At 73.3% G+C, this 12,785-nt stretch carries 11 protein-coding genes; 8 read left to right on the forward strand and 3 right to left on the reverse strand.

Annotation, left to right across the window (positions count from 1 at the left end):
• The first annotated feature begins 569 nt into the window (after positions 1-569).
• Both EV562_RS11345 and EV562_RS11350 read left to right on the forward strand, forming a co-directional pair.
• Entirely contained in the window at positions 570-1,013 is a 444-nt protein-coding gene (locus EV562_RS11345; RefSeq protein WP_133886637.1) for an SPW repeat protein, read from the forward strand.
• Positions 1,014-1,188: 175 nt separating this feature from the next.
• Positions 1,189-1,458 carry a GlsB/YeaQ/YmgE family stress response membrane protein gene (locus tag EV562_RS11350; RefSeq protein WP_133886638.1) on the forward strand — a complete coding sequence of 90 codons (270 nt, stop codon included), beginning with the start codon at positions 1,189-1,191 and terminating at the stop codon, positions 1,456-1,458.
• Positions 1,459-1,477: 19 nt separating this feature from the next.
• Here the strand turns inward: EV562_RS11350 and EV562_RS11355 are convergent, their stop codons facing one another.
• Positions 1,478-2,437: an NAD-dependent epimerase/dehydratase family protein gene (locus tag EV562_RS11355; protein WP_133886639.1), complete on the reverse strand. Its 960-nt coding sequence runs from the start codon at positions 2,435-2,437 to the stop codon at positions 1,478-1,480.
• A gap of 151 nt (positions 2,438-2,588) precedes the next feature.
• Between EV562_RS11355 and EV562_RS11360 the strand changes: the two genes are divergently transcribed.
• A complete protein-coding gene (locus EV562_RS11360; protein ID WP_133886640.1) occupies positions 2,589-3,074 on the forward strand; it encodes a nucleoside deaminase in 486 nt (161 codons plus the stop codon).
• Positions 3,075-3,117: 43 nt separating this feature from the next.
• Here the strand turns inward: EV562_RS11360 and EV562_RS11365 are convergent, their stop codons facing one another.
• Positions 3,118-3,828, reverse strand: coding sequence for a chaplin (locus EV562_RS11365; RefSeq protein ID WP_133886641.1), 711 nt, complete (start codon positions 3,826-3,828; stop codon positions 3,118-3,120).
• 233 nt (positions 3,829-4,061) lie between these two features.
• Here EV562_RS11365 and EV562_RS11370 point away from each other — a divergent pair, with 233 nt between their 5' ends.
• From EV562_RS11370 to EV562_RS11385, 4 genes are all read left to right on the forward strand, one after another.
• Entirely contained in the window at positions 4,062-5,729 is a 1,668-nt protein-coding gene (locus tag EV562_RS11370; RefSeq protein WP_133886642.1) for an alpha/beta hydrolase, read from the forward strand.
• Between the two features lie 52 nt (positions 5,730-5,781).
• Positions 5,782-6,876 (forward strand): chemotaxis protein, encoded by a 1,095-nt coding sequence (locus EV562_RS11375; protein ID WP_133886643.1) that lies wholly within the window; start codon positions 5,782-5,784, stop codon positions 6,874-6,876.
• A 122-nt stretch (positions 6,877-6,998) separates the two neighbouring features.
• Positions 6,999-8,018 carry a Gfo/Idh/MocA family oxidoreductase gene (locus EV562_RS11380; protein WP_133886644.1) on the forward strand — a complete coding sequence of 340 codons (1,020 nt, stop codon included), beginning with the start codon at positions 6,999-7,001 and terminating at the stop codon, positions 8,016-8,018.
• A gap of 273 nt (positions 8,019-8,291) precedes the next feature.
• Positions 8,292-9,626 (forward strand): PAS domain-containing protein, encoded by a 1,335-nt coding sequence (locus EV562_RS11385; RefSeq protein ID WP_133886645.1) that lies wholly within the window; start codon positions 8,292-8,294, stop codon positions 9,624-9,626.
• Between the two features lie 32 nt (positions 9,627-9,658).
• Here the strand turns inward: EV562_RS11385 and EV562_RS11390 are convergent, their stop codons facing one another.
• Complete coding sequence (locus EV562_RS11390) at positions 9,659-11,167, reverse strand: hypothetical protein (protein ID WP_133886646.1); 1,509 nt, start codon at positions 11,165-11,167, stop codon at positions 9,659-9,661.
• A gap of 295 nt (positions 11,168-11,462) precedes the next feature.
• Between EV562_RS11390 and EV562_RS11395 the strand changes: the two genes are divergently transcribed.
• Entirely contained in the window at positions 11,463-12,605 is a 1,143-nt protein-coding gene (locus EV562_RS11395; protein ID WP_166661725.1) for an aminoglycoside phosphotransferase family protein, read from the forward strand.
• The last annotated feature ends 180 nt before the right edge of the window (positions 12,606-12,785 follow it).

The following is a 12,785-nucleotide window of genomic DNA, read 5'->3' on the forward strand; positions in this document are numbered from 1 at the left end:
CTTTCGGGGAGGCGGACGCGGCGGAGCGCCGGCAGAGTCACCAGCGGGAGTGCGTCCACCGGGACATGGGAAGCACCGGGGGCAACCCGGCTGTGCAGCCGCCGGGTTCGGGCGGTGCGGGAGATCGCGCGCAGGGCGGTGCGGAGGACCGCGGCGCGGGGCGAATCGGGCGGCGGACCGGCGGGATCGGGCGGCGGACCGGCGGGATCGGGCGGCGGACCGGCGGGATCAGGCCGCGGTGCGACAGGAGGAGCTGGAGACGCGCGCGAGGTCGACGTGGCGTCGCCGCGTGAGGTCCGGTCGCGTCATCATGTCGGTGATCGTGGCAGACGCGGTCGAGCACGGTCAAGGAGATGCGGACCGGTCCCGGATCGCGGAACCGGATTTCACACGCGCGTGACAATGCGAGGCGGCCGGATCCGGCCGCCTCGCGATGATCGCGCACGCCCGGATCCCGGAGCGCCCACGACTACACATAAGGCAGAAATAAGAGCAGAATGAACATATGCGGCGCTACCGCACACCGCACCGGAAGAAGCGGTCGGCCTGCAAGTCAAAGGAGACGACTCATGGCCAACGTCTCGCACCCCCGAGGTGACATCACCAGCCACCCGGACGCCCCGGAAATGCAGGCGCGCTACGCGCGCATGCTCGGTGGTCGCGACGTGGCACTCGTGGACGGGCCGGTGTTCCTGCTCGGCCTCTACTGTGCCGTGTCCCCGTGGATACTCCACTTCACCACCAGTCAGCCCTCACTCGTGGCCCACAACCTGATCGTGGGCATCGCCATCGGTCTGCTGGCCCTCGGATTCACCCGCGCCCCGGAGCGCATGTACGGCCTCAGCTGGGCCATGTGCGCGATCGGCGTGTGGATGATCATCTCGCCGTGGATCGTCGGCTCGAGCCCGGACGCCGGCGTCATCTGGAACAACATCATCATCGGGGCACTGGCCCTTGTCCTGGGCATGGTCTGCGCCGGCACGGCGGCGCGGAGCGCCCCGCACAGGCACTAGACACAGGGGAGGAAACGGCGCCGGGCCGGCTCGCACCCGCGGGCCGGCCCGGCGCGTGTGCGCCCCGCCGCGCCACCGGTCACGCGCCCGCGGGCGACGGCCGGGACCGCCGGACTGCACCCGCCCGCAGTGGGCAGACGCACTACTGCGAGAACCTTGACATGAAGGGGTGGAGATGGAGATCGACGGAATAATCAGCGCCATCGTCATCGGTGTCGTCATCGGCGTGCTGGGCAGGCTGGTCGTTCCCGGACGGCAGCGCATCGGCGTCCTGTGGACGATCCTCGTCGGCATCGCGGCCGCGTTCGTCGGATCGTGGGTCGCGTCGGCGTTCGACGTGGCGGACACCGACGGCGTCGACTGGGTCGAGTGGCTCATCCAGATCGCTCTGGCCGCGGTCGGCGTGGCCGCACTGGACCGCTCCCGGTCGCGCCCCGGCCGTTGAGGACGGACGGACCCGGCCGTCACCTGTTGCGGAGCCACTCCTCGTACCAGGTGACGGTCGTGTCCACGGTGTCCGCGAGCGCGGTCGGAGCCACCCCGAAGGACCGCTCGAACGCACCGGAGTCCATGATCTGCGGCTCCGTGTGCTGGTAGAACATCTCCTCGTACTCGGCCATCATCCGGTCGTCGAAGGGCCCGTAGGGCCGGGGCCGTTCGAGCACCACGACGTTCAGCGGGCGGCCGACGCGCCGCGCGACCATCGCGTGGATCTCGCGCGTACTGACGGCCGGTGCGGTCGGCAGATGCCAGACCCGCCCGTCGCCCTCGGGGTGTTCCCCGAGCGTGGCGAGGCCGGCCGCCACGTCGCCTATGCCGGTGTAGCTGTGCGGCAGATCGATGTCGCCCAGGGCGACGACCTCCCCGCCGGTGAGCGCGCCGGGGAAGACGGCCGCGCCCAGTGACGAGCTGAGGACCCCGGGACCGACGAAGTCGGCGCTGCGGCCGAGGGCCACCCGGGCCCGGCCGGACCGGTGCGCCTCGAGGTACCGCTCGTCCAGCTCGGCGCGCATCCGCCCCTTCCGGCTGGTCGCCTTCCAGGGGCTCTCCTCGGTCATCACCACTCCCCCGGTCTCGCCGTACGGGTAGAGGGTGTCGAGTACGACCAGGCGGGCGCCGCTCGCCGCGACGGCGGCCAGGACGGCTTCCTGGATCCGGGGCATCACCTCGACCTGGAGGTGATAGGCGACGTTGACGCAGTGGTGCACGACGTCGGCGTCACCCAGGGCGGCGCGGGCCCCGTCGGCCGTGCTCACGTCGGCGGCGAACCGCTCGACACCCTCGATCTCGGGACCTGCCGCCCTGCGGTCCACCAGCCGGACCGGATGCCCTCTGCGCACCAGCTCACGGGCGAGCGCCGTGCCGGCCGGGCCGGATCCCAGGACGGTGTGCGGGGCCCGCGGCTGCGGGGTTGCGGTGGTCATGGCACTCCTGTCGTTCGGCACGTCTCGCACGCGCTATAGCTTTTCCACTTGGTTATATACCTTAACGTGCGCGATGCGTTCCGACAACGGTGCCGGGTGAGGGGCCCTAGGCTGGGCGGGAAGGATCAAGCCACCAGGAGGGCGGTACGCCATGGCCGTGAAGGACGCCGAACTGCGCCATCTGCGCCGTTGTGTGGAACTGGCGGCCGAGGCGCTGGAGGCGGGCGACGAGCCGTTCGGGTCGGTACTGGTGGGCGGGGACGGCGCAGTGCTGGCCGAGGACCGCAACCGGGTCGCCTCGGGCGACCGGACCCGTCACCCGGAGTTCGAGCTCGCCCGCTGGTCCGCCGCCCACCTGACCCCGGGGGAACGGGCGGCGGCCACGGTGTACACGTCCGGCGAACACTGTCCGATGTGCGCCGCCGCCCACGCGTGGGTGGGGCTGGGGCGCATCGTCTACGTCGCCTCGTCGGAGCAACTGGGCGCCTGGCTGGCGGAGTGGGGCGTACCGGCGGCACCGGTACGGGCGCTCCCGGTCCGTGAGGTGGCGCCCGGCGTGACCGTGGAGGGCCCGGTGCCGGGGCTCTCCGAGGAGATCCACGCATTGCACCGGCGCTTCAACGGGGGACGCGGCTGAGCGGGGGCGCCCGCCTCGACGGCGGGCGCCCCGGAGAGCACGGTCAGCCCTCGGCACCCGGCCGGAAGCGCCGGCGGAGGGCGGCCCCGCCGAGCACGAGCGCGGCCGAGCCGGCGAGGGCGGGCAGGGTCCCGTCGGCCCCGGTGTGGGCGAGGGAGACCTGCTCCCTCGGCGGCGCGGCGTGCGGGGACGGCGCGGGTGCGGTGCGCTCCTCCTCTGGGGCGGACGGCTCCGGCTCCGGCTCCGCCGGGGGCCGTTCGGGCCGCGGGTGGCCGCCGGGGCCGTTCGTCGACTCGTTGCCGACGGCCGGGTTGCCGATGCCGACCACGTTGACGCTGTTGCCGGTGACGTTCACCGGAAGGTCCACCGGCAGCTGCACACCGTTGCCCGAGAGCACGCCCGGCGAGTCGTTTCCGCCGCCCTCGGCGACCGCACCGCCGGACGCCTTCCCTGAGGCGCCCGCCCCCTGGTGCGAAGCCCCCGGGTGCGACGCCTCCGCCCGGCCGGTGTTGGCGCAGCGGTTGCCCGCGGCCGGGTTGAGGAGACCCACCACGTTCACGGTGTTGCCGCACACGTTGACCGGCACGTCCACCGGGAGCTGGACGGTGTTGCCGGAGATCAGCCCGGGTGATCCGGCCGCGGCCCCGTCGGCGCCCGCGCCGTCGGACGCGAACGCCGCGTACGCGGGCATCGTCACGGCCAGCGCGCCCGATGCGGCGACGGCGAGCACACCATTTCGGGTAACCCTTCTCATGAGGTTCCCTGCCTTCCAGACATGGTCGCGGGCGCTCGCCCGCACCGGTTAAACCGTGTGCGCACCATCCGAGTTATGGCTTATCGGTCTTTCACCCCATCGAGTGGGCGGTTCATCGAACAAGCGGTGCGCCGCTCGCCGCGACGCCGCCCGGAGGCGGCGGCCGTGAAGCCCCCTTAAAGTGAGCGAGGGCGCCGACCACCGGTCCGCGACGGGGCGTCCTGGAGGCATCGATGCAGGCCAAGCCCATGCTGGAGACTCGGCCCCCGGTTCGGCGCCGCGCGGCCACCGCAGTGCTCGGTCTGGCCCTGCTGGGTGCGGGCCTGCCCGCCGTGAACGCCACGGCCACCGGGAGCGCCGACAGCGCCGCGGCCACGGCGGCCGGGCTCGCCGCCCGGCCCGGCCTGTCCCGGTTCTACGACCAGAAGGTCACGTGGTCGGCGTGCCGGGGCACGGAGATGCCCAGGGACCTGCAGTGCGGCAAGGTCACCGTCCCCGTCGACTACGCGCGGCCCGGGGGAAGAACCCTCGACGTGGCTCTCGCCCGGTACCGGGCGACCGGCCGCTCGCGCGGCTCGGTCCTGTTGAACTTCGGCGGTCCCGGTGGTTCCGGTGTCGACGAACTCGCCGTGAGCGGCAAGGAGTTCATGCACCTCACCAACGGCTACGACGTCGTGACCTTCGATCCCCGCGGCGTCGGCCGGTCCTCCCCGGTCTCCTGCGGACCGGCCACCCTGAAGATCATGGAGGCGACGGGCGGGGACGAGGGAGCGGCCGACCCGCGGAAGGTGCTGGCGCGGCTGCGGGACGCGGCGGCCGAGTGCGCCGAGTACTCCGGCCCCGTGCTGCCCCACATAGGCACGGTGGACGCCGCGCGCGACATGGACGTGATGCGCCGGGCGCTCGGCGACGACCGGCTCAACTACCTGGGTTTCTCCTACGGGACCCGGCTGGGCGCGGTGTACGCGGCGCAGTTCCCCGACAAGGTCGGCCGGATGGTGCTGGACGGCGTGGACACCCTGACGGAACCGCTGGCCGAGCAGGGGCTGGCCGGGGCGCGCGGACAGCAGACCGCGCTGGAGAACTTCCTCGACTGGTGCGTGGAGGACGTCGCCTGCCCGTTCGGCCAGGACGCCCGCGCCGCCCGGGACCAGGTCGTACGGCTCGTCGCCTCCCTCGACTCCGACCCGGTGCCGTCGGCCTTCGGCGAACCCTTCACCGGGCAGGACATGGTCGGTGCGATCGGTCAGGCGCTGTACAGCCGGGATCTGTGGCCCTCCCTGGAGCGGGCGCTGGCGCAGTTGCTCGGGGACGGTGACACCCGCGGCCTGGAGGGCTTCTCCTCCGGCGGCGTCACCTTCCCGGTCCGCGCCCCCGGCCGCACCTCCCCGCGCGAGGACGGGGGCGGCGCCGGACTGACCGACGAGGAGGACGTCCCCATGGACAACCTCCCGGCCGCCCTGATGGCGATCAACTGCGCGGACGACCCCGACCGGCCCACCGCCGACCGGGTCACCGCGTCCCTCGGCCGGCTGCGCGCACGCTACGAGGAGGCCTCGCCCGTCTTCGGCCGGTACCGGCTCACCCAGGTGCTGATGTGCTACGGCCGGCCCAAGGGCACGGACTACATCCGGGACGACGTGAAGAACCTCGACACGGCCAGGATGCTGCTGGTCGGCACCCGCGGCGATCCGGCCACCCCGTACCGCTGGACGACGGAGACGGCCGACCGGCTCGGCCCCTCCGCCGTGGTCCTGGACAACCGGGGCGAGGGACACACCGGCTACGCGTCCTCCGGGTGCGTGCACCGCAAGGTCGACGACTTCCTCCTCTACGGCTCCCTGCCGCCCGACGGCAGCTCGTGCGGCTCGGGGTCCGCCGGCGAGGACGGCTCCGACTGAACGGACGGCCGTTCCGAATGCCCGATATGCCCATCGGCCCTATCGTGCTGTCATGGAGCACGATCTGAGTCCCGCCACCCTCGCCGAGCTGCGGCGCCCACGCCCCTACCCGGCCGTGTCCGTACTGACGCCGACGCACCGCCGCGAGCCGGACAACGCCCAGGACCGCGTCCGGTTGCGCAACGCCGTGGCCACGGCCAAGAAGCGGCTGGAGGAGGACCCCGCGGTCAGCCGCGACCGGCGCGCGGCGGTGTCCGACGAGCTGGACCGGGCCCTGGCCGAGATCGACCTGACCCACGCCGAGGACGGCCTGGCGATCTTCGCGGCTCCCGGTGAGCACCAGGTCTGGACGCTCAGCCGCTCCGTGCCCGAGCGCGTGGTCCTCTCGGACACCTTCCTGACCCGCAACCTCGTCGCCGCACAGGCCGCCGAGCGGCCGTTCTGGGTCCTGTCGGTCGCCGCCGACCGCGTCAAGCTGTGGAACGGCGGCGGGGGCCGGGTCGTCGAGGAACACCTCGGCGGTTTCCCGCTCGACCGGCCCGAGGAGGACTTCGACCCCGAACGCCAGGAGCGGATCGGCGACGCGCCGAGCACGTTCCGGGACGAGGGCACCCGCAGGTTCCTGCGGGACGCCGACTCCGCGATGGCGAAGGTGCTGCGCGCCCATCCCCGGCCGCTGTACGTCACCGGCCCCGAGCCGGCGCTCTCCCTGTTCGACGAGGCGGGCGCGCTCGCCTCGGACGCGGTGCTCGTCCCGCACGGCGGGCTCGCGCACGGTTCCGCCGAGGCGGTGTGGCAGGCGATCCGGCCGGTGCTGGAGGACGAGGCGCGCGGGTCGGTCGAGGCGGTGGCCAGGGAACTGGACGCGGCCCGCGGCCGCAAGGACTTCGCGGCCGGGGTCGACGAGTTGTGGGAGAGCGCCCACACGGGCCGCGTACGGCTGCTGGCCGTCGAGGAGAACTTCAAGGTGACGATGCGCGACGACGGCGAGCACCTGCTCCCGGCGAGCGACGGCGACCTCGACGCCCGCGAGGACATCGTGGACGAGATCGTCGAGCAGTGTCTGGAGACCGGCGCCGACGTGCGCTTCGTACCGGACGGCGCGCTCGGGGACGTGGAGGGGATCGCGGGCGTCCTGCGGTACTGAGGCGGACCGCCGCGCCCGCGCCGGCTCTCCGTACCGGTCCCTTGACGGGCGTGAAAGCCTGTTCGTCGTACACGTACCCGCCGTTCGCGGGTGCGCGGCGGACGGCGAAGGAGCGGGCGCGGGTGAGTGAACTTCTGGGTGTGGCGGTCCTGGGCGCGGGGCACATGGGCGCCGATCACGTACGGCGCCTCGACCGGGTGGTGAGCGGCGCCCGGGTGGCCGCGGTGGCGGACCCCGACTCCGAGCGGGCGAAGGAGGCCGCGGCCGGGATCGGCGGGGTCACCGTGCACACGGACGCCGAGGCCGCGCTCGACGCGCCGGGCGTGGAGGCCGTCCTGATCGCCTCGCCCGGCGAGGCGCACGAGGAGGCACTGCTGGCCGCCTTCGCCCGCGGGCTCCCGGTCCTGTGCGAGAAGCCCATGGTGCCGGACTCCGCGGGCGCGTTGCGCGTGGTGGAGGCGGAGGCGCGCCTGGGCAGGCGGCTGGCGCAGATCGGGTTCATGCGACGCTACGACGCCGAGTACCGGCAGTTGAAGTCGCTCCTGGACGGCGGACGCCTCGGCCGGCCCCTGATGCTGCACTGCGTGCACCGCAACGTCTCCTCGCCGCCGCACTTCACCTCGGCGATGCTGGTCAACAGCTCCGTCTCGCACGAGATCGACGCGGCCCGCTGGCTGCTCGGCCAGGAGCTGACCGCGGTGACCGTGCTGCGTCCGCGCCCGTCGGCGGGTGCGCCCGAGGGGCTGCTCGACCCGCAGCTGGTGCTCTTCGAGACCGAGGGCGGCGCCGTGGTGGACGTGGAGATCTTCGTCAACTGCGGCTTCGGCTACGAGGTGCGGTGCGAGGCCGTCTGCGAGGCGGGCAGCGCCCGGATCGGCCAGGCGCACACCATGCTGGTGACGGCGGCGGGCGGCGCGCGGGAGGAGGTGCCGCAGGACTACCTCGTACGGTTCGCGGACGCGTACGACCGCCAGGTGCAGAGCTGGGTGGACGCCACCCGGCGGGGACAGGTCACCGGGCCCGGCACCTGGGACGGGTACGCGGCCGCCGCGGTCGCCGAGGCCGGGGTGCGGGCGCTGGAGACGGGCACGCGCACGCCCGTCGAACTGGCGCCCCGGCCGGTCCCGCACGGCCCGGCATAGAACAGGGGTCCGACGAACACCCGAGCGACGACACCCTGGCACTCCGGTACCCGTCAAGTCCCGTAGGAAGCCTACGACTTGCCCCGAGCGCCGGATGGGTGGGACGCGTACCCGACTCGCACCGGGAAGACTATGGCATATGCCAAAAGCACCACCGTATCGTGTGTCGCCGAATCCCTTACGAGCCATGGCGGCCTGTGCAACAGTCGTAACGGTCCTTCCCGCCCGTCCCGGATCCACCTCGGTCGTACCGTCAGCACATCGGAGTGCGTCATGTCGTCCCATCTCTCCGCGGACCACCCGGCCGCCCAGCCCCCGGGGAACGGCTCGGTCGAGGCACTCATTTCGCAGACGCGGCGGCTGCGGGGCGACGTGGACGCGGTGCGGCGGGGCAGCCGGGACGACGCGGCGGACCCCCGGGGACGCTGGCAGCGCGCCCTGTACGACCTGGCGTTGCACCAACTCACCGATCTCGACGCGCACCTGGCGCAGCTGCGGGACGGTCCGGCGCCCTCCCCACGCCCCGGTTCGCTGCTCAGCCGGGTCGGCAGCGCGGAGTGGAACCTGCTGACGGACGAGGCCGAGTGGTCCGGGGAGCTCTTCCCCATCCTGGGCCGCGACCCCGCGTCCGCCCCGCTGAGCCTCGACGAACTGCCCTCCCTGGTCCTCACCGAGGACCGCCCGAAGCTGACCGCGATGGTCACGGACTGTCTGGTCGACGCCCGGCCCATCGACGGCGAGTTCCGCGTCGTCCACCCCGACGGGGCCGTGCGCACCGTGCACATGATGGGCGAGCCCGTGCTCGACGCCGACGGCAGCACCGCCTCGATGTGGGCGGTGCTGCGGGACGTCAGTGAACTGCGGCGCAGCCAGCGGGTGGTGAGCGAGACCCGTGACGGGGTCCGGCACCCTCCGCCGCCGCCCTGGCACGCCCTTCTGCGCTTCCCGGACGAGGGCCGGCCCGGCCTGGACCTGGCCGCCGCGCACCTGTCGCCGACGCCCGCGACGGCCCTGCGGTCGCGGTACGGCGGCTGGTACGACGCGTGCCCGCTCGCCGACGGCGACGAAACCCTCCTCACCGTCGGCGACTTGGAGGCACCGGGTACCGAGGCGCACGGCCCGGCGGTGCTCATCGGCGCCCTGCGCGGTCTGGCGCTGGCCGGCGGCCCGCCCGCACGGCTCCGCGACCGGCTCGCCCGCTTGACCGGGGCCACCGCCCTGCCACCGGTGCGCGCGGCCCTGTACTGCGGGTACCGGCCGGGCACCCGCACCCTGAGCTGGGCGCACGCCGCAGGGCCCGCCCCGCTGCTGTTCCGCGGCGGGACGGGGCACGTCCTGTCCGGCCGGGACGGGACGTCCGCACAGGACGGGTCATCCGCACAGGACAGACCGTCCGGGCACGCCGAGGCGACCCTCGAAGCTGGCGACCTGCTGCTCCTGCACACCGGGGCGCTCGAACCGGAGGCCGTGGAGCACCTCCTCGCGCTGGCCCCCGATCTGACCGGGGCGGAATCGGCGCACCATGCCGTGGCGATCGCGACGCGGGAACTCGGCGAGCTGCCGGGGCGCCGGGACGCCTGCCTGCTGGTGGCCCGGGTCATGCCCTAGCCCCTCGACGGTCCGGCGGAGCGTGTCGCGCCCTACACCGGCGCGGTGGTGCCGTCCGGCCCCTTCCCCCTCGCCGACTTCGCCTTGGGCAGCGCCAGCTTGATCTCCTCGCGCAGTTCCTGGATCTTCGGGTAGCCGGTGTACTCGGCGGTGAGCCGGTACATCTGGCGCAGCCGGTCCCAGGTCCGCCGGGAGGAGTTGGACCCCATCGACACCAGGGCCAGCCGCGCGTACCGGTCCGCCTGCTCGGGGTCGTCGGCGATGAAGCAGGCGGAGGCCATCGACAGGTAGTCGAAGATCTTCGACCGCTGCCGGCCGTCGATCCTCAGGGCCAGGGCCTTGTCCGCGTAGTGCTGCGCGTGCGCGGCGGCCCCCGGCTCGAACTCGGCGAGCGTCCGGTAGGCCAGGGCCTGCATGCCGTACAGGTCCTCCTCCTTGAACGTCTGCATCCAGTCCGGGGGCGGTACGTCCGCCTTGTCGGAGACGAAGAGGTCCTCGGCCCGGCCCAGGGTGCGGCGCATCGCCTGGCCCTTGCCCATGGCTGCCTGCGCCCAGGCCTCGATGGTGTACAGCATGGCCTTGGTGCGCGGCAGTACCTGATCGCCGGAGCCTGACTGGGCGAGCTTCATCAGGTCCAGCGCCTCGTCGGGCTTGCCCAGGTGCACCATCTGGCGGGCCGCCCGGGAGAGGGCCTCGCCCGCCCGGGGCCGGTCGCCGCCCTCGCGCGCCGCGTGCGCGGCGATGACGAAGTACTTCTGCGCCGTGGGTTCCAGGCCGACGTCGTGCGACATCCAGCCCGCGAGGACGGCGAGGTTGGCCGCGACGCCCCACAGACGGCGCTGGAGATGGGGTGGGTGGTGGTAGGCGAGCATGCCGCCCACCTCGTTGAGCTGGCCCACCACGGCCTTGCGCTGGAGTCCGCCGCCGCGGGCGGCGTCCCAGGCGCGGAACACCTCGACCGAGCGCTCCAGTTCCTCCACTTCCTGCGACCCGATGGGGGCGGCCTCGTACCGGTCGAACCCAGCGGGGTCGGCGTGCAGGGGTGTGCGGAGGTCGGGGGCGTCGGCCGCCAGGGCCGGATCGGTGTGCAGCCAGTCGTGCATGGCGCTGCTGAGTGCGGAGCCCGTGGCGAGCGCGGCGCCCGCGCCCACCAAGCCGCGTCGGTTGAGCATGAGGTCCATTCCCGTGAATTCGGTGAGGACCGCCGCAGTCCGCTCGGGCGCCCACGGCACTCCGTCGGGATGCTCCTCGCTCCCGCCGGGTGGCCGTTTCCCCGCGCGCCCGTGCCGGACCAGACCGAGGTCCTCGATGGTCACGACACGGCCGAGACGCTCGGTGAACAGAACCGCCAGCACCCGCGGCACCGGATCGCGCGGGATCTCTCCCATGTCGATCCACCGCCGCACCCGCGAGGTGTCGGTCGCCAGCTGGGGGTGGCCCATGGCCGCCGCCTGCCGGTTGACCAGCCTCGCGAGCTCGCCCTTGGACCAGCCGGCCAGGCCGAACAGGTCCGACAGACGGGTGTTGGGTTCTTTGCTCACGTCAAGCCCCCAGGTTCTCGGCTGAGTTGACAGTAGCCCCGTGCGGGTTGCCGGGCGACTATTCGCCACCGTTCGCCAGGGTGCGCCAGATGGTGTGCCACGGGCGGCCGGGTGTCAGGTAGGAATGCGCCACCCCGACCCGGTCGCCGCGGGGGGTACTCCCCAGGGTGGTCCCGGGCGGCCGGTCGGGCGGCGCGACGGCTTTCGGAAGGCGTGGCCCCCGGCACCGAACGGGCCGGACCGGCAGCGCACTTCAGGCAGGCACAACAGGCACACGAAGGGATCTGTCTCGCCCATGTACGCAGCATCGTCCTCCGTGTCCGCCCCGCAGCGCTCGCTGCACCCCCGCCCGACGGCGGGCGGCGGCCCCTACCTCGCCCCCGCGCGTCCGGCGGCCCCGGTGCTCGGAGCCGGCAGGGCGCGGCTCGGCGCGGGGCCCGGCACGCAGCCGCTCAGCGGAAGAATCGACCTGTCCGGCCCCCAGGGGGCCCAACTGCGCACGGCGATCGCCGCCGTGCACCGGATCTGCCCGGAGTTCTCCCCCGTGCAGGTGCTGCGGCGCAGCGGGCGTTCCGTGCTCCTGGTCGGGACGACCGGGCGCAGCACGGCGGTGGCCAAGTGCTTAGTGGACCACTCCCCCGCCTGGGCGGAGCGCAGCCGGCACGAGATAGGGGCATACCGCTCGTTCGTCCGGCAGCGCCCTCCGGTGCGGGTGCCGAGGCTGATCGCGGCGGATCCGGACAACGGCACGCTGGTGATCGAGCGGATGCCCGGACGAGTGGCCGCACTGCAGCGGCACCCTCTGGAGGCCCCGCCGCGGGCGGACATCAGGGCGGCGATCGGAGCGGTCTGCCGGCTGAACGCCTGGCGACCGCCGGCCGGCACCTTCGACCCCCCGCTGGACTACGCGGCCCGGATCTCCCGCTACCACGAGCTGGGGCTGCTCACCGACCGGGACCTGGGCGACCTGCAGAAGCTGCTGCACGGCATCGCCCATGCGGGCGGACGGCAGGGCATGGGCCAGTTCTGCCACGGTGACGCGCTGCTGTCCAACATCCTCATGTCCCCGGCCGGTCCGGTGCTGGTGGACTGGGAGCACGCGGGCTGGTACCTGCCGGGTTACGACCTGGCGACGCTGTGGGCCGTCCTCGGCGACGCCCCGGCGGCCCGCCGTCAGATCAGCCAGATCGCCCAGTCCACGGGCACGGCGGCGCGCGACGCGTTCCTGGTGAACCTGATGCTCGTACTGACCCGGGAGATCCGTACGTACGAGACGGCCGTGCAGCGTTCGATGCACGACACGGTCGCCGCGCCGTCGGCGCCGGCCCATCCGGGTGCCGCCCCGACCGGCGAGGAGCAGCGGCTGCTGCTGCGCCGGCTGCACGACGACTGTCAGATGGCGCGCCGGGCGGTGCGGGCGGCGGTCGGCACGCGCTGACGGGAGGGACGCAGGGAAGACGGTGGTCCGCGGTGTGCTCCTGATGGGAGCACACCGCTTTTTTTGGTGTCTCCGCCAACCGGGTGTGTGCAGGGGCCATTGGTGTACGCCACTGACGCCGCGCAGGCCCGTGCCCCGCCGCCACGAAACCCGCCGGACCCCCTGCTGACGTGGGAAATC

The organism is Streptomyces sp. BK208, from assembly GCF_004364245.1.
GTDB lineage: Bacteria > Actinomycetota > Actinomycetes > Streptomycetales > Streptomycetaceae > Streptomyces.

What these genes read in the sequence shown, in the direction of transcription:
- EV562_RS11385 (WP_133886645.1), top strand. Translation starts at nt 8,292, where the DNA reads ATGTCGTCCCATCTCTCCGCGGACCACCCGGCCGCCCAGCCCCCGGGG.
- EV562_RS11395 (WP_166661725.1), top strand. Translation starts at nt 11,463, where the DNA reads ATGTACGCAGCATCGTCCTCCGTGTCCGCCCCGCAGCGCTCGCTGCAC.
- EV562_RS11375 (WP_133886643.1), top strand. Translation starts at nt 5,782, where the DNA reads ATGGAGCACGATCTGAGTCCCGCCACCCTCGCCGAGCTGCGGCGCCCA.
- EV562_RS11355 (WP_133886639.1), bottom strand. Translation starts at nt 2,437, where the DNA reads ATGACCACCGCAACCCCGCAGCCGCGGGCCCCGCACACCGTCCTGGGA.
- EV562_RS11365 (WP_133886641.1), bottom strand. Translation starts at nt 3,828, where the DNA reads ATGAGAAGGGTTACCCGAAATGGTGTGCTCGCCGTCGCCGCATCGGGC.
- EV562_RS11350 (WP_133886638.1), top strand. Translation starts at nt 1,189, where the DNA reads ATGGAGATCGACGGAATAATCAGCGCCATCGTCATCGGTGTCGTCATC.
- EV562_RS11360 (WP_133886640.1), top strand. Translation starts at nt 2,589, where the DNA reads ATGGCCGTGAAGGACGCCGAACTGCGCCATCTGCGCCGTTGTGTGGAA.
- EV562_RS11370 (WP_133886642.1), top strand. Translation starts at nt 4,062, where the DNA reads ATGCAGGCCAAGCCCATGCTGGAGACTCGGCCCCCGGTTCGGCGCCGC.
- EV562_RS11345 (WP_133886637.1), top strand. Translation starts at nt 570, where the DNA reads ATGGCCAACGTCTCGCACCCCCGAGGTGACATCACCAGCCACCCGGAC.